This window comes from Ruegeria sp. YTSA075 (genome assembly GCF_059610245.1).
The window spans coordinates 1-26,156 of the sequence record NZ_JBXWNG010000021.1; the positions used below are offsets into that span (position 1 = coordinate 1).

Below are 26,156 nucleotides of genomic sequence, written 5' to 3' on the forward strand. Positions count from 1 at the left end.
GCCTGCTCGCAAACACCGTCACAGCAGCATGCCGCGCAAACAAACTGCCAGAACCCGAAGGCCTGACGGCCTGAGCCTCACAACTGGCGCTTCAACCGGTAGAAAATCTAGCAGCACCAGTGCGCAGCAATACTGGCATATTTCAGGCCGAACGGAGCGTATGGTCATCGTCTGCATTGGCCAATCTCCGACAAATGCAGCGCGGGTCCGCACCTTGATCACCCGTACGGCACGAAATGGCATGGCGTTGGGACAGCAACTTTAGGGCAAGGATATGTCGCAGGATGAGTGCCGGGCTCAGATCAAACAACTGAACGAGGCGGAGGATGTCTATGCTGTACTCCTATTGCCTGATGCGCCTGCGCATATTGATGTTCTCAACCTGCGAGGTGAATTACAGCGATACAAAGACCTCATACGACCTGGCGCATGGAATCATCCTGAATCGGTTCGTCCTGGCGAAGTTGATTGTGTATTGAACAGCGCTGTAGCGGCCCATCGGGCTCATGGAATCGCTATAGTCGAGCGGATGTTCAAATCGCGAGATAGCCAATCCCGGCAAACGCTATGAGACAACCAAACCATTGAGATGTTGCCATTTTCTCTTTCAAGATCGCCCAAGCCAAAACAACCGTAAGTAGCCCGAAGATAGAGGCTGCGACGGATGCATATTGGGCATTGGGCAAACCCCCGGCAGATACTACGCACAGAAGCGCCACCGCATCGAGCGCCCCCATCAGGCACAATAGGGGTAGGGCCTGAGTGCACGGCCAAAGTGACTTACGTGATACAATGGCGGTTACCGCCAGCGCAAAGATGGCTGTCAGGCGCCCAATCAGCGAAACAATGAACTCGTTGCCCAGTTCAGCTGCATACTGCCCCAACGCGAATGTCGCAGCGAACCCGATTGCAGCAAGTATGGAATAGGCAATCGTCGGCCCGGCGGCAGGATATTCCGCGTTGTCGTCCTCAGATCGCGCGGACACAATTGCCACGCCGACACCAATGGCGATAATTGCCAGCCAATGCCAGATGCTGACCTCGGATCCACGCCAAATCGCAAGAGTGACCGACAAGACCGGATAACTGGCGACAAGCGGTGCAACCAGACGTACTGGCCCGCGCTGAAAGGCAGCATACATGCTGAGACCAGCCAGCAAATAGAAGCCGCCCGCTGCAAGCGCGTAACACATTGCCTCGGCGGAGATGGGGGCGAACCCTGCCCAGATTGCAACAAGTCCGAACTGTAGCGTGGCCCCGGCAACCATTACGGCCATCAATGCCGCAAAGATGTTCACGGTTTGGCTGACATATCGTACGGCGAGATCGTGAAAGCCCCAGCACAAAGCAGCCAGCAGACCCAACTCAAGGGCGCTCACCCGGTCGCCTCGTCCATCCGAATGCTCCAGGAATTTCTGTGTCTGACTTTCAATTTCAACCGTGCCGACATGTCACTGGAGATAAACTAATATTCCTGATATGCAATAATTATTGACAACATCGAGCCGGAGAAGAGACCTATGTCGTCAGCTTTGAGCCAACTTGGTGGTGAAAAAAAACTGCGAGCTCTCGTTGAACGGTTCTATGACCGCATGGAGACCGACCCGGCGGCGTATTCGTTGCATAGGCTACATTTCCGCGGTCATGGATTATCACATACAAGACAGGCGCAGTTTGAATTCCTGAGCGGATTTCTGGGCGGTCGTGCCTACTATCGTGAGCGATTTGGTCATATGGACTTGCGAGAAATCCACGCGCATGTGCCGATACGTGAGGCTGACGCCGAGCTCTGGCTGGACACCTTTGAAGCCGCGTTGGCGGATTGCGGAATGGACGGTCCGGTGGTGGAAAAAATGCGCACAACCTTGCATCGCGCTGCTTTGATGCTAATCAACGACGTGCCCGACTGGAGGGTTGAGGCAGACAGCGGAAAGAACCTTGAAGTTCATGACTGATTACCCGTGATCAGATCTGTCGCAATCTGGCATAGATGCCGGACGTCATCCTGAATTGCTCTTCAGAAATTTTGTCAGTTTCAGAGACCATGTTGTGTGCTGCGTCCGCGGATCCAAGCCATTCCACGGCGCATTGATGGTTGGCAGGATCGCTCATCCATGATTGAATCGTGCCCTGAACAAGTTCGGGGTGAAACTGTACGCCCCACGCGCAATCCGATACGCGTATGGCTTGAACGGCGCACCCATCGGATCGCGCTAGAATTGCCGTCTCGGGAAGCAGTTCAATAGCTTCAACCCCATGCCAATGAAGCGCTCGGAATTGTCGGGGCAAGGAACCGAAAAGCGGATCATGTTGCACGCTGTTGTTCAGATTGACTGGTAACACACCGATTTCAGGCTGGGTCATGGGCGCACAACGCCCACCAAGTGCATCAACTAACAATTGATGGCCCAGTCAAACGCCGAAATCCGGCCGCTGGAAATCCTGACCCCACGTCTTGATGGCCAGTTTTTCCGAGACAAGCCAAGGATGAGCCTCGGTTTCCCAGATGTCCGTGGGACCGCCCAGAACAAGCAGCAGATCGAAACCTGCCAGATTGGGAACTGGCTGCCCCTCGTGAAGGTGTACGATCCGGGAGGTGTCGTCATGCGACGCGATATGTTCAAGAAACGCGACCGGGTTTTCGCCCGGTGTATGTTGAAAAATCAGAACATTCATGCGGTTAAAGTGGCAGCGTGGTTAAAGAGCGCAGGGCCACAGAACAAACTGTGGCCCCGTACTTCGTTTGGATCAATGGATCAGATGTCCAATGTGTTTTCTTTTTCCCAGCGAGAGAAGTGGGACACAAACGAATTCCATTCCTGATGCTTCATCTTCAGGAACGCTGAAGAGAATTCGGCCCCCATCATCGCCTTTAGGTCCTTGTCCTTGTCATATTCCCGAAGGGCATCGAGCATGTTCAAGGGCAGTTTGGGAGCGCCGCGTACTTTGTGGCCTTCGGCGTACATATCAATGTCCCATCGCTTGCCCGGATCGGCTTTGGACCGAATGCCAGACAGGCCCGCCGCAATAATCACCGCCTGCAACAGATAGGGGTTGGTTGCGCCATCGGGCAGGCGCAGTTCGAACCGTCCAGGGCCAGGGACGCGGACCATGTGGGTGCGGTTGTTGCCGGTCCAGGTCACGGTATTGGGGGCCCATGTCGCACCCGACATGGTACGCGGCGCGTTGATCCGCTTGTAGCTGTTCACCGTAGGGTTGGTAACTGCCGCCAAAGCGCTGGCGTGTTTCATGATGCCGCCCAGAAAATGCTTGCCGCGCTCTCCCAATCCAACCTCACCGGTCGGACCGTCGCCCTCACCGGCAAATACGTTGGTTTTCGCATCCGCCCCGGGCGCATCCCAGACCGAGATATGGGCATGGCAGCCATTGCCCGTCAGCCCCTCGACCGGCTTGGGCATAAAGGTTGCCCGAAGCCCATGCTTTTCGGCGACCGATTTGGTCATGAACTTGAAGAAGGAATGTTTGTCGGCGGTGCGTAGAGCGTCGTCGAATTCCCAGTTCATTTCGAACTGGCCATTGGCGTCCTCGTGGTCGTTCTGATAGGGACCCCAGCCCAGTTCAAGCATGTAGTCGCAGATCTCGCGCACCACATCATAGCGACGCATCACCGCCTGTTGGTCATAGCAAGGCTTTTCAGCGGTATCGAATGGATCGCTGATCTGTTCGCCATCGGGGGTCAGCAAAAAGAACTCCGCCTCGATCCCGGTTTTGACGTGCATCCCTTCGGCGGCGGCCTCATCGATCAGGCGACGCAGTACGTTGCGCGGGGCTTGCGCGACGTCTTGGCCTTCCATCACGCAGTTGCCAGCGACCCAGGCGACCTCGGGCTTCCAAGGCAGTTGGATGACCGAGGACGGGTCCGGCACCGCCAGCATGTCAGGATGTGCGGGCGTCATGTCCAGCCAGGTGGCAAATCCAGCAAAACCTGCGCCGTCCTCCTGCATGTCGGCAATCGCTTGCGCGGGAACCAGTTTGGCCCGCTGTCCACCGAACAAATCAGTGAACGAGATCATGAAGTATTTGACGCCTTTTTCCTTGGCGAAAGCAGCCAGATCTGTTGTCATGGTCGGCTTTCCTTTCCCTGTTGATGCGTTTCGATAGAAGAAAGGCGCCGCCCTTTAGGGCCGCGCCTTTTGTCGTTTAACAAATCAGAACCCGGCCTTTCCGGGATACCAGTCGGTGCCCGCCAGTGGTACTTTGGCCATCGCCGCCGCCTCCATTGTCAGGGCGCACAGATCCTCGGGTTCGAGGTTGTGCAGGTGATTGTGACCACAGGCGCGCGCAATGGTCTGCGCCTCAAGCGTCATCACCTTCAGGTAGTTTCGCAATCGGCGACCGGCATCAACCGGATCGAGACGCGCAGCCAGTTCGGGGTCCTGCGTGGTGATGCCTGCCGGGTCCAACCCTTCGTGCCAGTCATCATAGGCGCCGGTGGTGGTGCCCAGCTTCTGATATTCGGATTCCCACTTCGGATCGTTGTCGCCAAGCGCGATGAGTGCTGCCGTGCCAATGGCAACCGCGTCCGCGCCAAGGGCCATCGCCTTGGCCACATCAGCGCCAGTGCGAATGCCGCCCGAGATCACAAGCTGCACTTCGCGGTGAACACCCAGATCCTGCAGCGCCTGTACGGCCGGGCGGATACAGGCCAATGTCGGAATGCCCACATGTTCAATGAAGACGTCCTGCGTGGCTGCCGTGCCGCCTTGCATCCCGTCCATCACCACAACATCGGCCCCGGCCTTCACTGCCAGCGCAGTATCGTAATAGGGCCGCGTTGCACCTACCTTGACGTAGATTGGCACTTTCCAGTTGGTGATTTCGCGCAACTCAAGGAGTTTGATTTCCAGATCATCCGGCCCGGTCCAGTCCGGATGACGACAAGCCGAGCGCTGGTCGATGCCTTTGGGCAAAGTGCGCATCTCGGCCACGCGGTCGCTGATTTTCTGACCCAGCAACATGCCGCCGCCACCGGGCTTTGCGCCCTGTCCAACCACAACCTCAATCGCATCAGCCTTGCGCAGATCGTCGGGGTTCATCCCATAGCGCGAAGGCAGATACTGATAGACCAGCTTGGTCGAATGGCCACGTTCTTCAGGGGTCATTCCACCGTCACCGGTAGTGGTCGAGGTTCCCGCTGCCGATGCGCCGCGGCCCAGGGCCTCTTTCGCAGGACCCGACAGCGCCCCAAAGCTCATGCCTGCGATGGTGATCGGAATATCCAGTTGGATCGGGTTCTTGGCAAAGCGGGTGCCTAGCGTGACGCTGGTGTCACACTTCTCGCGGTAGCCCTCCAGCGGGTAGCGCGACACCGACGCGCCCAGAAACAACAGGTCGTCAAAATGCGGGACCTTGCGTTTGGCGCCGCCACCGCGGATGTCATAGATGCCAGTGGCCGCCGCGCGGCGGATTTCGGCATTGATCGGGTTGGTGAAGGTCGCCGACTGGATCGGGACCGTGCGCGGAATACCGTTATTGTCCATATCTTTCATGTCCCTTAGTAATCCTGTGCGTTGTCGACGTCGAAGTTATAGAGCTTGCGGGCCGAGCCGTAGCGCTTGAACTCTTCGGGTTTTGCGTCGCTTTCGGCGCGTTCCAATAGATCGGCCAGGATCTCAAGATGCTCGGGGCGCATCTCTTTCTCGATGCAATCTGCGCCCAGGCTCTTGACCGAACCGCGCACGAAAAGACGCGCCTCGTAGAGGGAATCCCCCAGTGCATCGCCCGCATCGCCGCAGACCACCAGATTGCCCTGTTGCGCCATAAAAGCCGACATGTGGCCGATATTACCATGCACTACGATGTCTATACCCTTCATCGAAATCCCACAGCGCGAGGACGCGTTGCCCTTGACAACCAGCAGCCCTCCGTGCCCGGTCGCCCCGGCATACTGACTGGCGTCGCCATCGACCATGACCGTGCCCGACATCATATTTTCGGCCACACCGGGACCCACCGAACCCTCAACTTTGATGGTCGCTTGCTGGTTCATCCCCGCGCAATAGTAACCTGTCGAGCCCTTCACGGTCACCTCGATCGGCGCATCCAGACCCACGGCAATCGCGTGGCTGCCCTTGGGGTTCTGCACCTCCCAATTGGTCTGATTGGTGTCTTTGCTTTGTGCCTGCAACGCCGCGTTCAAACCACGCAAGCCGCTTTCAGATACATCATAAGTCTGCATGTCAGGCGGCCTTTTCGTGGGTTGTTGGGCTGTCATTGTGCGACCAGAAATAAACTGTCGAGGGTTCGGGCTCCCAAACCCTTGCATCTTCAATACCCGGCAGGTTGACCAGCGCGCGGTATTCGCTGCCAAAGGCCACATATTGATCGGTCTCGGCCATCACAGCTGGCTTGCAGGCAATCGGATCGCGCACTACGCCAAACCCGTCCTTGGTGCCCACGACGAAGTTGAAAAAGCCATCCAGATCATCCAGGCTGGATTGCAGTGCTTCACCCAAAGTCGCCCCGTTCATCATCTTCCAGGTCAGGTAGGCGGCCCCAACTTCGGTGTCGTTTTCTGTCTGGATGACGACCCCTTCACGGCGCAGCTTGCGGCGCAACGAGTTGTGGTTCGACAACGAGCCGTTGTGCACAAGACACTGATCCAACCCGGTGTTGAACGGGTGTGCCCCCATCGTCGTGACCGCGGATTCCGTGGCCATGCGCGTGTGGCCGATGCCATGCGTGCCAGTCATCGCCGAGATATCAAAGCGAGCAGCCACGTCCTTGGGCAGACCGACCTCCTTGTAGATTTCCAGCATATCGCCATGGCTCATAATCCGAACCGACGGCCGGATTTCCGCAAGCGCCGCGCGTGCGTCTTCAAAGCGGCCTGCAGGAATATTCAACACGGTATGTGTATCATTGTCCGACTGCGTGACAGTTCCACCTAGAACCCGACCCAATTCGTCGGCCAGACCTGCGAAATCTGTTTCGGGGTTTGCAGATTGAAGCGTCAGCTTGCTCTGACCTTGCAAACCATCACGATAGATCGCAATGCCTGCACTGTCAGGGCCCCGATCTGTCATGGTAATCAGCATGTCTGTCAACATCTCACCCAATTTGGGTGAAAGCGACTGGTCCTTAAGGAATAATCCTACAATCCCGCACATGGCTGGCCGGTCTCCTTTGTGTGTTTCGTTTCGATTCGATGCTATCAACAATGTGTCGGGAAAGCAATAATCACAGGAATAAAATATTACTAACAGGCAATGGACGCGCATGCAGTTCTCGCGTCCATTGCCTGTTTTCAGAGCTGGGTTAGTATCTTTCCAACTGCGCCTTCACCTTCTCTTCGTCCCCGGTGTGGCGCGCCTTTTCAAGGTGCTCGCGTTCGCGGACGAACTGGATGCGATGCCATCCGATCCAGAACGCCAGGCCAATGATGAACATTAGAACTTCGTAACCCTGGAAGGGATAAATCGGTCCGACTTCGGCAAGATCGACTGCCCAGTTTGAGTATCCGTTTGTAGACATGTCTTACTCCCTTACTTAGCTGCGACGCCGCGGGCAGCGAGTTCTTCTTTATCAGCTTGGATAATTGCTGCTTTGGCGTCTTCGTAGGCATGGTGCTCGGCATAATCGAGACCCTGAAGTTCAACCTCTTCCGGGATGCGGAGCACACCTGCAGCCGCCTGAATTTTTGCCAGGATCCAGCCGGGCAGGAAGCCCAGTACAAAGAACATGATGACCGCGCCGGTGATCTGACCGATCGGATTGATTGTGGCATAGCCTTCGTATGGCGATGACGGCACGCCCCACAGGACGAAGCCCGAGATCACCAGCCCAACAAAACCGGCATAGCCATGTACCGCGACTGCGCCTACGGCGTCGTCCAGCTTGAACCGGCGCTCAACCCAATAGTGCAGCTTGTACACGATCACGACACCAATAGCGGCAATGATCATCGCCTGGATCGGGTGATACAGGTCGTTCCCGGCCGAAGCTGTGATGATCCCGGCAAGCCCGCCTGAGAAGGTCCAGAACGCATCACCCTTCGAGATCACATAGGCCGCCATCAGGCCGCCGGACAGCGACATGAGGAAATTGAAGGTAATCGCGGAAAGCGTGGTTGGTGCCAGATAAATATTGGTTGCGGTCCAGGTCACACCGGTGATCTGGCCGTCGATACCTTCCGGCGAAATCACAGGCACATTGCATGCGGCGTAGAAACCCCAGAAACCAGTGTAGATCAGGAAAATCCCGATGGTCAGCAGCCAAGGGTTGTGAGGTGGAATATCCCGCGGTGTGCCATCCTTGGCAAATTTGCCAAGACGCGGACCCAGGACCATAATCACGCCAAGTGCGTAGCCGCCTGCAATTGCGTGGATAACCCCGGAAGCATAGGCATCGTGGTAGCCAAGAATTCGCACCATCCAGCCGCCGTAATGCCAGCCCCATGCAGCGTCAATTATCCACCAGACCGAACCGATCATAACTGCATGTACCCATAAAGCCGAAGATCTGATCCGCTCGATGACGGAACCCGAAACGATCGAGGCAGCTGTCCAAGAGAACAACAGGAATGCGGCCCAGAAGACCCCAGTGATTCTGTCGCCTAGGTTGGTTGCCATCGTGTCTGCCCAAGGTAGATTCGCAGCACCCGCTTCGGTGTCTAGACCGCCCCAGAAGGGGAAGTTTGGAAACGCCCAATAAATCCACCATCCGAAGAAGAAAAATGTGACCGTCACCAGCGGGATGATCATGATGTTTTTCATCAATGTGTGCATATGGTTACGGGCACGGCTGGCACCGACCTCGTACATGCAAAAGCCCACATGGATGAGGAACATGAAAACGACCGTTACCCAGTAGTAAAACTCGGTAAAGACCGTGGTTAGTGCATTTAGATTACCATCCACTTTGTTGTCTCCCTATTGTTGCAGCAGGAAGTTGTTCTGCGATGGATTTCCTGCTGGGAATATTTATCTACTCAGGGGACAATCTCATTGGCGACCTGTCAATAGATATGTTGGGCAAATATCTTTAGGGTATTTGGCGCACGCACAGTAATACATGCTGAAGACTAGATTATAGCATTGATAAATAATCACTTTTACCAATTCTGGTAATTTTCTAAGGGTGCAGAAAACGCAGCCTAATATTCCCAGTAGGAAAATATTCTGCACATGGGTGTTGATTTTCGATCCAACATCGGCCTCAATATGGTCAAGAAAAAAGCAATCAACGGGAGAGCTGAACAATGGCCATTCTTTGGAGGACGTCCGCCCTTGCGCAGCGCCATGCCGAAATCGGCGGCGAGCTAGAAGACTGGAACGGTATGGGGACCGCATGGTTCTACGACCATAGCCCGGAACGCGCCAAGGCAGATTACGAAGCGATCCGCACCAAGGCAGGGCTGATGGATGTGTCAGGTCTGAAGAAGGTTCATGTGGTCGGCGAAGATGCGGCCTATGTCATTGACCGTGTCACCACGCGGAATGTGGAAAAGATCATGCCGGGCCGGTCGACTTACGCGTCAATCCTGAATTCCGAAGGCAAGTTTATCGATGATTGCATCATCTACCGCCTCTCGGTGAATACGTGGCTTGTCGTGCATGGCACGGGGACAGGTATGGAGCAGCTGACATCGGTTGCGGCTGGAAAGAACTGTTCGGTCATTTTTGACGACGACATGCATGACATGTCGCTGCAGGGACCGGTCGCTGTTGATTTCTTGGCTAAGCATATCCCCGGAATTCGCGATCTGGCTTACTTCGGCATCATGCAAACCAAACTCTATGGTTGCCCGGTGATGATTTCTCGGACCGGATATACCGGTGAGCGCGGGTATGAAATTTTCTGTCAGGCCAAACATGCGGTGCAACTATGGGACAACATTTTGGCCGAAGGCAAAGACATGGGCATCGTCCCGGTTCAGTTCTCGACGCTCGATCTGTTGCGCACCGAAAGCTACCTGCTGTTTTATCCCGGTGATAACTCGGAAACCTATCCGTTCGACGATGAAACCTGCGGTGATACGCTTTGGGAGCTGGGTCTGGAATTCACTGTGTCACCTGGAAAAACCGGCTTCATAGGGGCCGAGAACCACTATGCATCGCAAGGCAAAGAGCGGTTCAAGATCTATGGGGTGAAACTGGACGGCACGACCCCGGCGGACGAGGGTGCCGACCTGCTGCAGAACGGTGAAAAGGTCGGTGTTGTCACTTTCGGTATGTACTCCGAAATCAATAGCCACAATGTGGGCATCGCGCGGATGCCGGTCGCCTGTGCCTCACCAGGCACTAAGCTGACAGTGCGCAACGGCGATGGGACAGAAATAGCGGCGACTGCGGAAGAGATGCCGTTCTACGATCAGGACAAATCGATCAGAACCGCAAAAGGCTGAGTTTCAGGGGCGCAACGGACACACCGAGGCGCCCTTTTCCGATTTGAGGGCACGATGTCAAAGTTCGAATTTCCCAAGTCAATCGCAAGCCGCCCGGTCTGGGGCACGCTAGAGGTTCGCTCAGGTGAACATCATCTCATAATCGCCGAGGCCGAAGGGGCCGAGGCGGTTCTTGACATAGCGACACCCGACCTGATGGCGAAAACCCATCTGATCTACATCCCCAAAGGGACGGACTTCTCGAAAAAGCTGCAGGCGCTGAATCCTGCGCAATTCTACGAAGGTCCGTCTTATGCTGCCGCGCTGTACCGTATTCGTCGCGTGTTGGAAGACGCACATATGGGTTTACAGGTCTATCTGACCGGCACCGAAGGCATGATGGGTCAGGCCACGAATGAAGTGATGGCTGCGGGTCTTCCGCACACCGCGATACAGACCGAGCATCGCGGTTCGGTTGCGCGCCGAATGCAATGCGTACACTGCAAAGGCGTCACCGAAGATGTCGAGATCGATCCGTTCATCTGCGCGCATTGTGGGCTCAACCTGTTTGTTCGTGACCACTATTCCCGCCGCCTTGCCGCTTATCAGGGTGTCCGAATTGACGCCGAGGACCATGGTAACGTGCCCGAGCCGAAGGGGATCTATGAATGAGTGGTGCCGAGAAAATTCAGGTCAAAGTGACCGAAGTTACCCCGCTGAACGAGCTGGTGACGCGATTCCGGTTTGAACGCGTTGACGGCGGGCAGTTGCCTACCTTCTCGGGTGGGGCACATACTGTTGTCGAGATGCAGGATGGAGGTATTACCCGGCTCAATCCCTATTCCCTGATGTCCGATCCTTTCGATCAGTCGTCTTATACCATTTCTGTCCGGCGCGATGATCAGGGCAGGGGCGGGTCGTTGTTCATGCACCGTCAGGTCAAGCTGGGCGACGAGATGACCATCAGCTACCCGGTCAACCTGTTCTCGCTTGATTTGCGGGCCCGCAAGCACCTGTTTCTGGCCGGCGGAATAGGGATCACGCCGTTTCTGGCGCAGATCAAACAACTGGAACTTCTTCATGGTCATTGGGAGCTGCATTATGCTTGCCGCAATACCGCCTTGGCATCTTATGCCGAGCAACTAACAGACCGGCACCCGAACGAAACGCATCTGTATTACGACGATCAGAATCAGCAGATCGATCTAAAGAACCTGCTCAGCGGTCAACCCTTAGGTACGCATGTCTATGTCTGTGGCCCCAAGGGGATGATCGACTGGGTGTGTAGCACTGCCGCTGCAGAAGGCTGGCCCGAGGACTGCGTACATTACGAAGAGTTTCTGGCCCCGCAACCCGGTAAACCGTTCGAAGTGCGCTTGGCGACCTCGGACAAGATCATTCATGTGGGTGAAAACGAAAGCCTGCTGGAAGCAATTGAACGCGAGGGTGTGGATGCGCCGTATCTGTGCCGCGGCGGGGCCTGCGGTCAGTGCGAAACCGTTGTGCTGGATCACGACGGAAACTTTGTTCACCGCGATCACTGGCTGACTGAAGAAGAAAAGGCAGCAGGCAAGAAAATCATGCCCTGTGTATCGCGCTTCGAGGGCAAGTCCCTCGTGCTGGACCGCTGAGAGGAGGCCCAACATGACCATTCAATTCAACGACGAGTCCTTCCGCGACGACTATACGTTCCACAACTCGGAATGGGCGATCAAACGCTTTCCGTTCCCGTTCCACGAAGACAGCTACATGTATTCGGTCAACATGGAACAGCACCGGGGCGGACCCGAGGGCTCGGTCTATGAGATGCGGTTCGATGTAGACGAACACTACGTCTCCGAGATGAAAGATCGTGCCATCGTTCTGGATCAGGACCCGCTGCGCTGTCAGTCACTGCCACATATGACCTTGGCGGGTTGGGATTTGCTTGAGCTGATCATGGTCAGCAAGTCTGAGGACTATCCGGACCTGTTCGAGCTGCACCGCAACGGCAATCAGTGGCGCTGGATCAACAAGCCGCTTGGGATTGATCACAGTTTTACGTTCATGGATGAAACCACACTGCCCTACGGGCCAATGGAATACATCACCCGTCAGGCACAGGGCGATTTCGCTGTGTTGGATCAACGGGACGAGATGTTGTGGATGGACGCGGGGATGGTCACGACCCAGGCCGACTGGAGTCTGGATTTCGACATCGGCATGAACTTTTTCGAATGGCATGCACCGGTTCCGAAAGCGCATGAGATGGGAATATTCAAACGTGCGCTAAAATTCCTTCTGAACATTCAGCAAGGTGCACCTGCGCGACGTCTGAACTGGACGATGACGGTGAACCCCTTGCTGGATACCAGCCCGGAAAACTATCACAAATGGGGCATCCAGAAGACAACGCTCACGCCTGAAAACATTGCCCACAAACAGCATCTTCGGGTTGAATTGCAGACTTTCTTCCGGTTGCCGCGGTCAAACGCTCTGGTATTCCCGATCCGCTGTTACCTGTGCAGTTTCCAGGATCTGATGACCGTCCCAAAATGGGGTCGTCGTCTGCATCGCGTGATCCGCGATCTTCCGGTTGAATTGGCCACTTACAAAGGGTTCATCGACAACCGTCCCATGATGCTAGACTATCTCAGCCAGTTTGACGACGGTCTGCCAACCTCGCCCGGTATATGGCCCGATCTGGAAACAGAACCGCCCTTGTCAAAGTAAGCCAGCGTCAGGATGGGTCGTGGCTGATCAGGACAAAGCCATTTGGCGGTTAGAGGATGATGCCTTGGCGCTTTATGACGTGCTCGCGCTGCTGCGCACGTCATTCCAATACATGGACGGCAGGATAGACCCACCATCCTCGGTTCATCGGCTCACCGTCGAAGGTATGCAGGCCCACTGCCGAACTGGGGGCGAGATCTGGGCTATCGGCCGCCCTCTTTATGCTTGCATGTTCCTGACCCCAAAGCCGGATCGCCTCTATTTGGGAAAGCTGGCAGTGCAGGAACATATGCGCGGGCAAGGCATCTGCAGAGCGATGATCGACCATGCCGAGCACCGCGCCATGGCCCTCGACCTGTCCGAGCTTAAGTTAGAAACTCGTGTCGAACTCACTGAGAACCATTGCGTGTTTTTACGGCTGGGATTTACGATTGTGGGTACGGGAAGCCACAAGGGCTACGATAAACCCACGGACTTCCTGCTGAGTAAAAAGATTAGTTTGTCTGCGGGTAGCTGATCACTGAAAGGTAACGCGCGGGTAGGCTGACCAGCCGTTCTGGGCCATGAGGGGCATCCGCATCGAAGAACAGAGTATCACCGGGCTTTAGCGAATAGATATTGTCACCGTGGCGATAGTCGACAGCGCCATCAAGCATATAGATCGTTTCAATCCCACCGTGTTGGAAGGTCGGGAAAACGTCAGATTCCACAGTCAGCGTAATCAAATAAGGCTCGACAATCACGCCTGAACCGTTGGCGCCAATATGTCCCAGCAAATTGTATTGATGATTGGCCCGCGTCCCCTCACGTTCCAATTCTACACCTTCGCCGGCCTTGGTGTGCACAGCTTCTCGTCGTTCTTCGAACTGGCGGAAAAAACTGGTCAGCGGTACCGACAATGCATCCGCCAACAATTGCAACGTGGTCAAAGAGGGCGACGTGTTGCCGTTTTCGATCTTTGACAACATACCAATAGATAGGCCGGTCAGTTGCCCGAGTTCTGCGACAGTGATGTTTTGTTTTTTGCGAAAAGCGCGGACCTCACGACCGATTGCGACTTCGAGCACCTTTTCGCGTTCACCTGTTCGAACGGAATGTGGATCCTGCGTCAGATTGACTGTCATTTCTGCTTCGCGTTTCCTCAATGTCTCGCTTTCAATGTCCTGCTATACTGGTTCAGATCTGATGCGCAAGCAGCAGCGCTGCGATACCCAGTCAGTTCGGGCCATCATAGCATCAAGTTTTCCTGATAGTAAAATAATCATGCTGACAGGGAATGAAACCGATATCGAGTTTCTGCTGTTCGATGGAATTCCTATGGCCACTCTGACATCGGTGATCGAGCCTTTTTTGATCACCGCGCCGTTCCGGTGCCCGTAAACCTTGTCGAGTTAATCTGCAGTCGCCGGACCATGACCGCTGCCGATCATTACTTTGTCAGAGCCGCCTGGGCTCCGGGTCGCGCCATGTCGGTATTCAGCCCTTGTGGCCGATAGGCGTCTCTTGGACGGCTTCAAAGCCAGAATATCGCACGGATCAAACCCAGCGATTGTCAACTTCACCACGCCTCACGTGTCAGGATCATGCAGCAGGACCTGAATGTCTGCAACATTGGTTCCGGTCGCATCGGTGATCAGAAGATCACCCGAGAGTGTCAAAGCTTTGTGACTGTCGTTGTTCGCCAGCAAGGCGGCAGGGTCTTGACCTGCCTTGCGGATACATCTGAATGTTCCGGCATCCACAACTGCGCCCGCCGCCGGGGTCGGCCCATCGCGGCCATCCGTGCCGCCGCTTAGAAAGATCCAGTTGCCGGTGATCGATCGTTCTTCCGCCAATTGGGCGACGCGCAGCGTCAATTCCTCATTGCGCCCACCACGACCTGAGCCTTGCAGGCGTACAGTTGTTTCACCACCAAATAGCAGGGCGGTTAGGTGGTCACGAGGTGCGGCTTGGGCTGCCTGAAAAATCTGTTCGGCTGCGTCAGACACGTCGCCAATCAATGTGTCGGACACAATTTCGGCCCGGCAGATCTGTGCGGCACAGCGAAATGCTGCTTCAAGACTGATCGTGTTCGACCCGATCAGGTGGTTGGTTGCCGCAAGCGCTTTGGTTGTTCAGGAATACTCCGTTCTAGATGGGTACGGGCAGATTGGGGTAGCCGATGCCATATCCCGGCCTCGATACAGGTCCTGCGGGCATCGGCGTGGCTTCCTATTGGTCCAGCGGTTGGTCCACTGGCGACCGCGCGTAAGTCATCTCAGATCACATCCGAAAGGATATAAGCTGTCACTGGTGCAGGTGAGCCGTGCCGCAGAAATCCACCGCCTTTGAGCTGGCTCAGGTGCTAACGCACGAGGTTCATCCGAACGATGTCCAGCCCGGAAGACAGTAACACCTCGTTAACTACGATTTTGTCCGACGAGGTCATTCCATCAACGGGTGCGGGGACCAGGGCTGAACCACCGCCCGAAATCAGCGCAATGATCTGATCTTGCTTACGTGCTGCGCTGAGCAGTGCGAGGACCTGCCGCCCTGCTTTCAAGCCGCGTTCATCCGGGATGGGGTGCGCGCTAGTCAACACCGTTGCGCCGGGAACGAGCGTCTGGTTTTCGGGGTGCGTCACTGCAAGCGCGACATGATCGCCCTGAACGTGTTGCAATACCTCTGCCATCATGGCGGGCGCAGCTTTCCCAATCGCAATCAGGATACTGCGTCCGCCTAGTTGTGGCGAAGGCAAAGGTGCCGCCCGTAACCGTCTGCGTAATGATGCAGCCGGATCTGCCGCGGCAAAGATGGCTGCGGCACTGTCCCGCAGGTTTATTGACAATTGCTCGGTCACAATTCTGGTCAGGCCGCGGCAATCTGACCTGCTTTTTCCACCAAAACCTCGGCCTGCCGGATCGAGGCATAGTCGATCAGGCGGCCATCCAGCGACACAGCGCCTTTGCCCGCCGATTCAGCCTCGGCCATGGCGACAAGGATACGCTGGGCTTTGGTGACCTCGGCATCGGATGGCGACATGACCTCATTTGCCAGGGCAATCTGGCTGGGGTGAATGGCCCATTTTCCTTCGCAGCCCAGAACTGCAGCGCGTTTTGCTGCGGCGCGATACCCGTCGGGGTCCTGAAAGTCACCAAAGGGTCCGTCGATTGGGCGTAGGCCGTTGGCGCGCGCGGCGACCACCATGCGGGCCAGCGCATAGTGCCACATGTCGCCCCAATGCGTCATACGCCCGCCATCTGCATCAGCGTCAGTCAGAACGGAATAGTCGGGGTTTACGCCGCCGATGATCGTGGTCCGTGCACGGGTTGACGCCGCATAGTCGGCAACCCCGAAATGCAGGCTTTCGTTGCGTTTCGACGCAGCCGCGATTTCGCTGACATTCTGCATTCCCAGTGCGGTTTCGATGATGTGTTCAAACCCGATCCGGTTCTTGTACCCTCTGGCGTCTTCGATCTGAGTGACCAGCATGTCGACGGCATAGACGTCGGCGGCAGTTCCAACTTTGGGGATCATGATCAGGTCCAGCCGTTCGCCTGCCTGTTCAACCACGTCCACTACGTCGCGATACATGTAATGGGTGTCCAGCCCGTTGATACGCACCGACATGGTCTTGTTGCCCCAATCGATATCGTTCAACGCCTCAATGATGTTCTCGCGGGCCTGTTCCTTTTCGTCCGGCGCGACAGCATCTTCCAGATCAAGGAAGATAACGTCCACATCCGCCTGGGCGGCTTTTTCGAACATGCCAGGCTGGCTGCCGGGCACCGCCAACTCGCTGCGGTTCAGGCGTGCGGGGGCTTGGTCGATTGAATAAAAGCTCATGGTATTTTTCCTTCGTCCTAGAGGTTCGGATAGATCGGGAATTTGGCGCAAAGCTCTGCGACTTCGGCCTTGACCTTGGTCTCGACCGCAGCGTTGCCGTCTTCGCCATTGGCGGCCAGACCGTCGACAACCTCGATGATCCAATCCGCGATCTGGCGGAATTCACCCTCTCCAAAGCCGCGGGTGGTGCCGGCGGGCGAGCCTAGACGGATGCCGCTGGTCACGGTCGGTTTCTCAGGATCAAATGGAACGCCGTTCTTGTTGCAGGTGATATGGGCACGACCAAGCGCCTTCTCGGTCGCGTTGCCCTTGACGCCTTTAGGGCGCAGGTCGACCAGCACCACATGGGTGTCGGTGCCGTGGGTCACCGTGTCCAGACCGCCCTTGATCAGTTGATCCGACAGCGCTTGTGCGTTGGTCACGACCTGCTGGATGTAGCCTTTGAACTCAGGACGCAGCGCCTCACCAAAGGCCACGGCCTTGCCTGCGATGACGTGCATCAGCGGGCCGCCCTGAATGCCGGGGAAGATGGCCGAGTTCACTTTCTTGGCGATCGCCTCGTCATTAGTCAGGATCATACCCCCACGCGGACCGCGCAGGGTCTTGTGCGTGGTGGTCGTCGCCACATGTGCATGCGGGAACGGGCTGGGGTGTTCGCCTGCCGCAACCAGACCGGCGAAATGTGCCATGTCCACGTGTAGGTAAGCACCGACCATATCCGCGATCTCGCGCATGCGGGCAAAGTCGATCTGGCGCGGGATGGCGGAACCACCTGCGATGATCAACTTGGGGCTATGCTCTTTCGCCAGCGCCTCGACCTGATCGTAGTCCAGCATGTTGTCCTGTTTGCGCACGCCGTATTGCACGGCGTTGAACCATTTGCCCGACTGGTTCGGGCGCGCACCGTGGGTCAGGTGACCACCGGCATCCAGCGACATACCCAGAATGTTGTCGCCGGGCTGAATCAGCGCCTGAAACACACCCTGGTTCGCTTGCGAGCCTGAATTCGGCTGAACATTGGCAAACTCACATCCGAACAGCTGCTTGGCGCGGTCGATGGCCAGGTTTTCGGCGATATCGACGAACTGGCAGCCGCCATAGTACCGGCGACCGGGATAGCCTTCGGCGTATTTGTTGGTCATCACCGAGCCCTGTGCCTGCATCACGGCGGCAGAGACGATGTTCTCGGACGCGATCAGCTCGATCTCGTCACGCTGGCGGCCCAGCTCGGATGTGATCGAGCCGAACAGTTCGGGGTCACGGTCGGACAGGGACTGAGTGAAGAATCCATGGGTGCGTTGCGGGGCATTCACTTTAAAATCTCCTGAATTAGTTACCCGGTCCAGCCAAGACCAGCGGAAATGGCGTTCATGGATTGCAGCAGGGGCACGGGAACCGACCCTGCCTGCGGTTCGTTTCGGGCTTGTTGCAGCAGTTCGACTTGCAATGCGTGAATGCGGGCCAACTCGGCCCGTTTTCGGTCAAACCGCTCACAAAGACGGGGAAAGCGATGACCGATGGTCTGACCACCGGTTAGAAACTGCACGGCGCTGCAGGCGCTATCGTATTCCGTCTTGATCGCCTGCGAGACGCGCTGGCGGGTCTCGGTATCGGGGACCAATTCGCCGTATTGCGCGGCGATATCCATATCCGCCTGATAGAGTGATTTCTCCATCTCATCGACGGCGAGGCGAAACAGGCGGGAGCTTTGAAACATATCCTGTAGAACGTCATCGCCGCGCGCGCCTCGGAACTTGCGAAAGCTGGTCATGGCGGCGCCAAACCCGTACCAACCGGTGATCAGGTGGCGGTTCTGCGACCATGCAAAGACCCATGGAATGGCCCGTAGATCATCCAGACTGGCTGCGCCGAAGCGGCGGGTTGGCCGAGACCCGATTTTCAGGCGAGCAAGCTCCTCAACAGGACTGGCCTGCTGGAAATAGTCCAGAAAACCCTGCATCTGCAAAAGCGAAACATAGGCTGTCTGTGACAGTTCCGACAAGGCATCCAGCGCGTCATCAAACTCGGGCCGTGAAGGCGCTTCGCTGGGGTTGGCCGTATGGCGTAGTGTACTTGAAAGCAGCAGTTCCAGATGCGCCGCAGCTGTACCGCGGTTGGCATATTTGGTCGAAACCACCTCCCCCTGTTCGGTTACCCGCAGCCGCCCTGCAATTGTTCCGCTGGGCTGCGCCGCGATGGCGCGTCCTGTAGGTGCGCCGCCCCGGCTGACCGAGCCGCCGCGGCCGTGGAAAAAAGTAGCTTTGAAGCCTTGCGAGGCCAGTGCCGACACGATCCGGCGTTGGGCGCGCTCCAGTTCCCATGTCGAACAGAAATAGCCGCCATCCTTGCCGCTGTCCGAATATCCCAGCATCACCTCGATAACCTTACCACCGGTCTTGAGGCTGCGGCGTGCCAGCGGGACATCCAAAACACCCAGCAAGATCGCCGGAGCGTTGCGCAGATCGGCAATCGTCTCAAACAGCGGAACCACCGAAATATCCAGTGTTTCGGACCCGAACCCGGCATAACGGGCCAGCAGATAGACGCCGAGAATATCATCGGCAGAACGGGTCATGGACAGGATGAACGGGCCGATTGCCTTGGGATCTGGCCCTGATCGCACGCTGTGGACCAGCGCCAGAAGGGCGAGCAATTCCTGTGCCTGATCGCTCAGTGCGTCGCGGCTTTGATAAGGCAGGTTCTGATCCGCCAGTTCGGTTCGCAAACGGGCAGACCATTCGGCCGTGCCATAGTCTGGAGCCTGGCTGGATTGTGACCAGATTTCGGCCAGAACATCGGTTGTGACGGTCGAATTCTGACGGATATCCAACGTTGTGGTTCGGAACCCAAAAACCGTCGCAGCTCGGCGCAGGGGGCGGATATGTCGTCGCGCCAGAACATCGGCATTGACCGCGCATAATGCGTTATCAAGCGCGTCAAGATCGCTCACGAATTGTGAGATATGATCATAGCTGCCATCTGTCAGCTTATGGCGAATGGCGTTGAGAGCTTGCCGGAACGGTTCGTTCTGATTGCGATCAGCGTTCGGTGCGCGGTCGATAATTTCCTTTACACACGCCCTGTTTGGTTCGGGCAGAGGCAATATGAGGGCACTGATGCTCAACCTGCTTGCAGCCCGATCAATAGCTTGACGATAAAGATCCAGAACCGTTTCTCGCCCGCGTTTCAGAGCCAGTGCGGTCATCTCGGCCGTGACATTCGGGTTGCCGTCCCGGTCGCCGCCGATCCAGCTGTGAAAGTGGATATTGGGTGTTGCGCTTAGCGTCTGGTCCAGCACATGCAGGCAAGCCTGATCGAAACGGTCCATGACCTGAGGGACAGCGTCAAAGATTGCATCGCGGAAGAATTGCAGCCCCCATTCGATCTCGTCATGCAGGCTTGGCCGCGACAGGCGGAGTTCACCGGTCAGCCACAAAAGATCTATCTCGCCTTCCAGATCATTCAGCAATTCTGCGCGTTCGGTCGGGGTCCAGCGTTGCGTCTCAAGACTGACAAGGTTGCGGTAAATCCGCCGGTGAATTTCCAGAACGGTAACCCGCTTGGCCTCGGTTGGATGGGCAGTCAGGGTGGGACCGGCACATAGATCAGTGGTCAGCTTTTCCGCCTGGCTGCCTGTCAACGGCAGGCCGGACAACACCTCGGCAAACCCACCTTCTACGGCTTCGGTGCCGCTTCGGGTTTCGGTCAGGCGACGGTCCCGTACTTCGGCGTTTTCATCGATGATGCGCAGCAGTTGGAACCAGATCGACAGGGCCTGCAAATAGGGCGTTGCCTCGGGTCCGGTGGGGATGGGTTGCGGCGGCATGGCCTCGGCCCAGGTCGCTACATGGGGCGCACGTTTCAGCAATATGTTCCGCCACAGCGCACGCAGTTCAAGGCGCAGCTCTTCGGCATAACTCGAAGGGTCCGGGGTAGGCTGAATATTCCGGGCCAGCGCTTGCATCAGATCACCTGATCCCGCGGGGTGCGGCCTGCAAAAAAGTCGCTCAGGTTGTCGAGAACGCGGAACCCCATGGCTTCGCGGGACTCTCGCGTGGCGCTACCCAGATGAGGCAGCATCACCAGATTGTCGCATTGCAGCAGCACCGGGCTGATCCGGGGTTCGCCATCAAAGACATCCAGTGCAGCGCCGCCAATCGTGTCGAACATCAGCGACTGTACCAAGGCGTGCTCGTCCACAACTTCGCCACGTGCGGTGTTGATAAGGTAGGCGTCGGGCTTCATCAGGTCGAGCCTGCGCCCGTTGATCAGGTGCCGGTTTGCTGATCCTCCGGGGCAGTGCAGCGAGACAAAATCACATTGTGGCAGCAAATCATCGACCGTTTCGACCTGCGTTGCGTTGAACTGCTTGAGCATGTCAGTTGGCACTGTGCTGCGGTTCTGGACCAGAATTTTCATCCCAAAGCCGTGATGTGCGCGTCGGGCCATTTCTTGCCCGATGCGGCCAAAGCCGATGATACCAAGCGTCTTGCCGCTGACCTTCGTGCCGACAAGGTGGGTCGGACGCCAACCGGACCAGTTTCCTGCGCGCAGCTCACGTTCGCCTTCGCCGGCGCGGCGGGCAACCATCAGCAGCAATGTCATAGCCAGATCGGCTGTACACTCGGAAAGAACATCCGGCGTATTGGTCACAGTCATCCCAAGGCTGCGCGCCGAAGGTTCGCAGATATGGCTGTATCCCACTCCATAATTGGCAAGGATTTTGGTTTGCGCTGCAGGTATGTCCAGCGCTTCGGCGCTCAGCGTGTCGGTGACCGTGGGCAAAACCGCGTCATAGTGTTTTAGCGCATTGCGAATCTCCGCCGGGGACATGGGCTTGTCCCCGGTATTCAGTGCCACGTTATAGGTTTCGGCCAGTTGCGCCTCGACGGCGGCAGGCCAGCGACGGGTAACAAGGACCGAAGGTTTGACCATCATGCAGCCTTTCCCATAACACGGGCGATTGTTTCGCCTATGACCGCCGGATTTTCAGCCACGGTCACGCCAGCGGCCGAAAGGATTTCAACCTTCTCAGAGGCGCTTTCACCAAAGGCCGAGATGATCGCGCCTGCATGATCCATGGTCCGCCCCTTTGGTGCGGTCAGACCGGCGACATAGGCAATAACTGGCTTGGTGACGTGATCGCGGATATACTCGGCAGCCTCGGCTTCCTGCGGGCCACCGATCTCGCCGATCATGGCAATGACCTCGGTGTCTTCATCCCATTCAAACCGTTCGAGAATATCACGGAACGACGACCCGTTGATCGGATCACCGCCGATCCCGACACTGGTCGACACGCCAATGCCGCGCTCTTTTAGTTGCGCTGCAGCCTCATAGCCAAGTGTGCCCGAGCGGCCAATGATGCCGACATTGCCGGGCAGATAGATATGGCCGGGCATGATCCCCAACAGAGCTTTGCCGGGGCTGATCGTTCCGGCACAGTTCGGACCAGTCAGCACCATGCGCTTGTCCTTGGGATAGCGATACATGTAGCGTTTGACGCGGATCATGTCCTGAGCCGGAATGCCGTCGGTGATGCAAACGCAATAGCGGATACCCGCATCTGCGGCTTCCATGATCGAATCCGCCGCAAACGGGGGCGGGACAAACACAAGACTCGCATCCGCGCCGGTGGCTTCGACAGCCTGTTTGACGGTGTCAAATACGCGCACACCCTCTACGGTTTCGCCGCCTTTTCCGGGAACGACGCCGCCGACTACATTGGTGCCATATTCTAGCATGTCCTTGGTATGAAAGCGCGCCATGCGTCCAGTGATACCTTGCACGATAACGCGCGTGTCGCGGTCGAGAAGAATGCTCATTATACAGCCCTCACCTTGGTGTTTTGGGTCAGATCGTTCTGCCAAGCGCCAACCGCCCGTTCAGCAGCTTCCATAAGAGTCGTGGCCCGAATAATCGGAAGGCCAGATTTGGCGAGTATCTTTTGGCCTTCTTCGACATTCGTCCCGGCAAGACGTACAATAACGGGGAGGTCGATTTCCAACTCGCGCAAGGCCTGCACGACCCCTTCGGCAACCCAGTCGCAGCGGTTGATACCGGCAAAGATGTTGACCAGTACGGCCTGAACGTTCTTGTCGGACAGCACCAGACGGAAGGCTTTTGCCACTCGTTCCGGCGAGGCGCCGCCGCCAATATCGAGGAAGTTCGCAGGCTCTCCACCGGCCAGTTTGATCGTGTCCATCGTGGCCATTGCTAGCCCGGCACCGTTCACGATACAGCCGATATTGCCCTCGAGGCCCACATAGGACAGGCCCCGATCCGCCGCGCGGCTTTCACGTGGGTCTTCCTGGCTTTTGTCGCGTAGTTCCGAAATTTGCGGATGGCGAAACAGCGCGTTGTCATCAAAGCTCATCTTCGCGTCCAGCGCCAGGACGCGGTCGTCCCCGGTGACGACCAGAGGGTTTATTTCAACCATGGTCGCATCCAATTCGCTGAAGGCAGCATAGCAACCTTGCAATGTCCGGACCATTTGCTGAATCAAACGGGCTTCTAAGCCCAGGTTGAACGCGATTTCGCGCGCCTGAAACTCTTGCAATCCAACAGCGGGTTCCACGATCGAGCGCACGATGCTGTCAGGACGTTCGGCGGAAATCTCTTCAATCTCCATTCCACCTTCTGACGAGGCTACGATCATGACCCGCTGGCTGGAGCGGTCCAGAACAAAACCCAGATAGATCTCACGATCGATCGGCACGGCGGATTCGACATAGACACGATAGATGCCCTTGCCCTCGGGCCCGGTCTGATGGGTCACCAGCTTGCGACCGAACATATCGTCGCAGGCCTCTTGGATCTCGTTTTCGCTGTTACACAATTTGACGCCGCCTGCCTTGCCGCGGCCTCCGGCATGGACCTGGGCCTTAACGATCCACTTGTCGCCGCCCAATTCGCGCGCGCGGTACGCGGCCTGTTCGGGGCTGTAGGCCAGCGCTCCCGAAGGGATCGCGACGCCAAAGTTTGAAAGAACCTCTTTCGCTTGGTATTCATGAATGTCCATCTGCAATCCTCCCGTTCATGCAGTGCGGTTACGCAGCGATCGACGTGCCGTATCGGCTTTCGAGCAGCGCCTCGATTTCTTCAAAATTAACCTCGCCGCCCAGTTCTCGTATGGCTTCGGCAAACAGGCGCACGATCCGGCTGACGGCTTTTCGGTTCAACTGATTGAGGATGCCGATGCGGACCTGCACCGGTGCGCTGAGCGTCGGCCAGACGCCGAACCCGCGCGCCCGGCAATTCTGCACCAGTTCCATCTCGCGCCCGGCTAGTTCCGGCGGCAGGTTGAGGACCAGGAGGCTGGGCATATCCGAAGTCACTTCGCATCCCATTGCGGTTACGGCGTCACGCAGCACCTTTTCATGCGTGCGGTACGAGCCCGATCGCTTTGCCAATCCTTCAGTCAGCGTCAGACGAAGGGATTCATGGAAGGCGGCCACAGCGTAGCCGGAATGGGTGCGGTGATAGGTACCTTTCTCGACGTCCTGCCCATCGACGATTCCCCAATGACGGGCCTCGAAAATGGGATTGTGGACATAGCTGTAGGCACCTGTTGATTTCAGGCTGTCGATGTATTCGTCGGAAAAGCTGACCGGCGCATAGGTCAATGGCAAGCAGCACAGACCTTTTTGCGGGCAAGAGGCCCAGCCAGCGATGCCCGGATAGTCGTCGATCCGGAAATCCTCGACACCCAAAGACGAAACGGCATCGATCAGACCCATTGCGCCGTGACGCCCGCAGGCATCCGAGAACCCGCGAAGATCATTGATACGACCTGAACCCGTTTCCCAATGCGCCATGAATGCCCATTTAGGCTTGTGCTCGGCCAGTGCGGCCTCGACCATTTCACCGGTCACCGATTGGCCATGCGGCACTTCGATGACGGTGACACTGGCTGCCTGCGGGTCCAGAGTGTTGGCGGCGTGCTCTTTTCGCGTTGCCGCCTTGATGCGAAGTGTCAGCGTGTCGATGCCTGAAAAGGTGCCGTTGTTAAATGCAACAACCTTGTCGCCGGGCATGACGGCCGAGAACATCGTGTCCAGCGCGCTCCAGCCGGTGCCTGCGACTGCGAATGTATATGTATTCGAAGTACCCCAGATCTCGCGCAGCATGTGCTTGCATTCGACCATGCCGCGCAGAACGTCGCCCTGCATGTGATCCGCGACTCCGGCGTTGGAGAAGGCCTTCAGAACGCGAGCGTCGGTGTTACCTGGCCCCGGACCAGCAGCTAGCGTCTCAGGGATTTCGAGCGTGGGGTAAATCTGGAAAGTCATTCGATCCTCCTTGATCGTCGGGGTGTCGACCACGCCCAAATATCGTGTTGTGGATCAGAAAAGCGTTGCTTGCTTCATCGCGCAACGTAATTTACTACTGCTTTGGTACTTCTAATCAGATGGGGAAGAACCTACCCGTTTTGGCAAGAATGCCGATGTATACCAAGATAGTACCTATACTAATGGGTGGTAAATCGGAAATTTGGATGTAAAAACAATGTCAGGCCCCTCACAGCAACCGATTGACGTTATGCTTGCCGACAACAATCCGCTTGTGTTGTCGGCCATGTCGGAGATTTTTGAACGCGATCCGCGATTCTCTCTGGTTGCTACATCTGCAACCGCCGAAGGCTTCTTGGGCGCGGTCATGAGAGTACCGGTAAAGGTCTGCGTGATTGCCTGGAGTTTGCCGGTTCTAGGTGCAGCCAAACTGATCGAAGTTATGCGTGAACAGGAAAACGCGCCCCGATTTGTCGTTTATGGCGATGAAGCGGGGGAAGTCCCGCGCCTCGCAATGCAGGCTGGCGCAGCGGGGTTCGCTTCGCGGTCGGGTGAGGCTGAGCGCCTGTTGGAAACCTGCGCAGACGTAGCGGCTGGCAAAATGGTATTCCCATTCATCGACGTTCGAAAAATGCAGAGAGACCCGATCCATACCCTGTCACGTAAAGAGCGCATCATACTTGAAGCACTGGCCAAGGGCTTGTCGAACCGCGATCTTTCGAAAGACCTGCAAATCTCAACCAACACTGTCAAGTTTCACCTGTCCAATATATACGAAAAGCTCTCAGTCAAAAATCGGGCGCAAGCGATTGCATTCTATTACTCTTCTGGCGCAGCCTCAGATTAGTTGAATTGCATCAATAACCGAGTGTGTACAATCGAACGCGCAATGCCTGCGTGTAATTGCAATTATGTGAAGTCTTCACATCCACACCCTGATACAGTGCGAAGAGGGGCGCCGCCGGCCTGGTTCACAGGTATCT

General features: G+C 56.7%; 26 protein-coding genes and 1 pseudogene. 8 read left to right on the forward strand and 19 right to left on the reverse strand.

Annotated features, from left to right (window positions below):
• Positions 1-332: 332 nt before the first annotated feature.
• Positions 333-479, forward strand: coding sequence for a hypothetical protein (locus AC2FGE_RS19930; protein ID WP_496821051.1), 147 nt, complete (start codon positions 333-335; stop codon positions 477-479).
• Positions 480-533: 54 nt separating this feature from the next.
• Here AC2FGE_RS19930 and AC2FGE_RS19935 read toward each other — a convergent pair whose 3' ends face one another.
• Positions 534-1,379: an EamA family transporter gene (locus AC2FGE_RS19935; protein WP_496821052.1), complete on the reverse strand. Its 846-nt coding sequence runs from the start codon at positions 1,377-1,379 to the stop codon at positions 534-536.
• 141 nt (positions 1,380-1,520) lie between these two features.
• On the opposite strand from AC2FGE_RS19935, the gene AC2FGE_RS19940 reads away from it, so the two are divergent.
• Positions 1,521-1,955, forward strand: coding sequence for a group II truncated hemoglobin (locus tag AC2FGE_RS19940; RefSeq protein ID WP_496821053.1), 435 nt, complete (start codon positions 1,521-1,523; stop codon positions 1,953-1,955).
• Between the two features lie 10 nt (positions 1,956-1,965).
• Here AC2FGE_RS19940 and AC2FGE_RS19945 read toward each other — a convergent pair whose 3' ends face one another.
• From AC2FGE_RS19945 to AC2FGE_RS19980, 8 genes are all read right to left on the reverse strand, one after another.
• On the reverse strand, positions 1,966-2,400 hold the full coding sequence (locus AC2FGE_RS19945) for a type 1 glutamine amidotransferase (RefSeq protein ID WP_496821054.1): 435 nt from the start codon (positions 2,398-2,400) through the stop codon (positions 1,966-1,968).
• Between the two features lie 12 nt (positions 2,401-2,412).
• Complete coding sequence (locus AC2FGE_RS19950; protein WP_496821055.1) at positions 2,413-2,676, reverse strand: hypothetical protein; 264 nt, start codon at positions 2,674-2,676, stop codon at positions 2,413-2,415.
• An 80-nt stretch (positions 2,677-2,756) separates the two neighbouring features.
• Positions 2,757-4,085 carry a type III glutamate--ammonia ligase gene (glnT, locus tag AC2FGE_RS19955; RefSeq protein ID WP_496821056.1) on the reverse strand — a complete coding sequence of 443 codons (1,329 nt, stop codon included), beginning with the start codon at positions 4,083-4,085 and terminating at the stop codon, positions 2,757-2,759.
• An 84-nt stretch (positions 4,086-4,169) separates the two neighbouring features.
• On the reverse strand, positions 4,170-5,501 hold the full coding sequence (locus tag AC2FGE_RS19960) for an FMN-binding glutamate synthase family protein (protein WP_496821078.1): 1,332 nt from the start codon (positions 5,499-5,501) through the stop codon (positions 4,170-4,172).
• Positions 5,502-5,515: 14 nt separating this feature from the next.
• A complete protein-coding gene (locus tag AC2FGE_RS19965; protein WP_496821057.1) occupies positions 5,516-6,199 on the reverse strand; it encodes a protein GlxC in 684 nt (227 codons plus the stop codon).
• 1 nt (position 6,200) lies between these two features.
• A complete protein-coding gene (locus AC2FGE_RS19970; RefSeq protein WP_496821058.1) occupies positions 6,201-7,130 on the reverse strand; it encodes a class II glutamine amidotransferase in 930 nt (309 codons plus the stop codon).
• A 148-nt stretch (positions 7,131-7,278) separates the two neighbouring features.
• Complete coding sequence (locus AC2FGE_RS19975; RefSeq protein WP_496821059.1) at positions 7,279-7,494, reverse strand: hypothetical protein; 216 nt, start codon at positions 7,492-7,494, stop codon at positions 7,279-7,281.
• 11 nt (positions 7,495-7,505) lie between these two features.
• A complete protein-coding gene (locus tag AC2FGE_RS19980; RefSeq protein WP_496821060.1) occupies positions 7,506-8,879 on the reverse strand; it encodes an ammonium transporter in 1,374 nt (457 codons plus the stop codon).
• A 341-nt stretch (positions 8,880-9,220) separates the two neighbouring features.
• On the opposite strand from AC2FGE_RS19980, the gene AC2FGE_RS19985 reads away from it, so the two are divergent.
• The 5 genes from AC2FGE_RS19985 to AC2FGE_RS20005 are packed head-to-tail and all read left to right on the forward strand — an operon-like array spanning position 9,221 to position 13,574.
• Positions 9,221-10,366, forward strand: coding sequence for an aminomethyl transferase family protein (locus tag AC2FGE_RS19985; protein ID WP_496821061.1), 1,146 nt, complete (start codon positions 9,221-9,223; stop codon positions 10,364-10,366).
• Positions 10,367-10,420: 54 nt separating this feature from the next.
• Complete coding sequence (locus tag AC2FGE_RS19990; protein ID WP_496821062.1) at positions 10,421-11,017, forward strand: dimethylamine monooxygenase subunit DmmA family protein; 597 nt, start codon at positions 10,421-10,423, stop codon at positions 11,015-11,017.
• A complete protein-coding gene (locus AC2FGE_RS19995; RefSeq protein WP_496821064.1) occupies positions 11,014-11,976 on the forward strand; it encodes a PDR/VanB family oxidoreductase in 963 nt (320 codons plus the stop codon). The genes AC2FGE_RS19990 and AC2FGE_RS19995 overlap by 4 nt, the downstream gene beginning before the upstream one ends.
• Before the next feature lie 13 nt (positions 11,977-11,989).
• Positions 11,990-13,057 carry a heme-dependent oxidative N-demethylase family protein gene (locus AC2FGE_RS20000; protein WP_496821066.1) on the forward strand — a complete coding sequence of 356 codons (1,068 nt, stop codon included), beginning with the start codon at positions 11,990-11,992 and terminating at the stop codon, positions 13,055-13,057.
• 19 nt (positions 13,058-13,076) lie between these two features.
• Positions 13,077-13,574 (forward strand): GNAT family N-acetyltransferase, encoded by a 498-nt coding sequence (locus tag AC2FGE_RS20005; protein ID WP_496821067.1) that lies wholly within the window; start codon positions 13,077-13,079, stop codon positions 13,572-13,574.
• Here the strand turns inward: AC2FGE_RS20005 and AC2FGE_RS20010 are convergent.
• The 10 genes and pseudogenes from AC2FGE_RS20010 to AC2FGE_RS20055 form a co-directional block, all read right to left on the reverse strand.
• Positions 13,552-14,181: a helix-turn-helix domain-containing protein gene (locus tag AC2FGE_RS20010; protein WP_496821068.1), complete on the reverse strand. Its 630-nt coding sequence runs from the start codon at positions 14,179-14,181 to the stop codon at positions 13,552-13,554. The two genes, AC2FGE_RS20005 and AC2FGE_RS20010, sit on opposite strands and share 23 nt — an antisense overlap.
• A 444-nt stretch (positions 14,182-14,625) precedes the next feature.
• Complete coding sequence (locus tag AC2FGE_RS20015) at positions 14,626-15,069, reverse strand: MOFRL family protein (protein WP_496821069.1); 444 nt, start codon at positions 15,067-15,069, stop codon at positions 14,626-14,628.
• A 68-nt stretch (positions 15,070-15,137) separates the two neighbouring features.
• Positions 15,138-15,896, reverse strand: a pseudogene (locus AC2FGE_RS20020) (DUF4147 domain-containing protein).
• 8 nt (positions 15,897-15,904) lie between these two features.
• Positions 15,905-16,882: an HpcH/HpaI aldolase/citrate lyase family protein gene (locus tag AC2FGE_RS20025; RefSeq protein ID WP_496821070.1), complete on the reverse strand. Its 978-nt coding sequence runs from the start codon at positions 16,880-16,882 to the stop codon at positions 15,905-15,907.
• Between the two features lie 17 nt (positions 16,883-16,899).
• On the reverse strand, positions 16,900-18,195 hold the full coding sequence (gene glyA, locus AC2FGE_RS20030; protein WP_496821071.1) for a serine hydroxymethyltransferase: 1,296 nt from the start codon (positions 18,193-18,195) through the stop codon (positions 16,900-16,902).
• A 20-nt stretch (positions 18,196-18,215) separates the two neighbouring features.
• On the reverse strand, positions 18,216-20,846 hold the full coding sequence (locus tag AC2FGE_RS20035) for a phosphoenolpyruvate carboxylase (RefSeq protein WP_496821072.1): 2,631 nt from the start codon (positions 20,844-20,846) through the stop codon (positions 18,216-18,218).
• Positions 20,846-21,817, reverse strand: coding sequence for a 2-hydroxyacid dehydrogenase (locus tag AC2FGE_RS20040; protein WP_496821080.1), 972 nt, complete (start codon positions 21,815-21,817; stop codon positions 20,846-20,848). Before AC2FGE_RS20040 ends, AC2FGE_RS20035 begins: the two co-directional genes overlap by 1 nt.
• A complete protein-coding gene (gene sucD, locus AC2FGE_RS20045; protein WP_496821073.1) occupies positions 21,817-22,707 on the reverse strand; it encodes a succinate--CoA ligase subunit alpha in 891 nt (296 codons plus the stop codon). The genes AC2FGE_RS20040 and sucD overlap by 1 nt, the downstream gene beginning before the upstream one ends.
• Positions 22,707-23,903: a malate--CoA ligase subunit beta gene (locus tag AC2FGE_RS20050; RefSeq protein ID WP_496821074.1), complete on the reverse strand. Its 1,197-nt coding sequence runs from the start codon at positions 23,901-23,903 to the stop codon at positions 22,707-22,709. The genes sucD and AC2FGE_RS20050 overlap by 1 nt, the downstream gene beginning before the upstream one ends.
• Before the next feature lie 28 nt (positions 23,904-23,931).
• A complete protein-coding gene (locus AC2FGE_RS20055; protein WP_496821075.1) occupies positions 23,932-25,173 on the reverse strand; it encodes a pyridoxal-phosphate-dependent aminotransferase family protein in 1,242 nt (413 codons plus the stop codon).
• A gap of 217 nt (positions 25,174-25,390) precedes the next feature.
• Here AC2FGE_RS20055 and AC2FGE_RS20060 point away from each other — a divergent pair, with 217 nt between their 5' ends.
• Positions 25,391-26,020 carry a LuxR C-terminal-related transcriptional regulator gene (locus AC2FGE_RS20060; RefSeq protein WP_496821076.1) on the forward strand — a complete coding sequence of 210 codons (630 nt, stop codon included), beginning with the start codon at positions 25,391-25,393 and terminating at the stop codon, positions 26,018-26,020.
• The last annotated feature ends 136 nt before the right edge of the window (positions 26,021-26,156 follow it).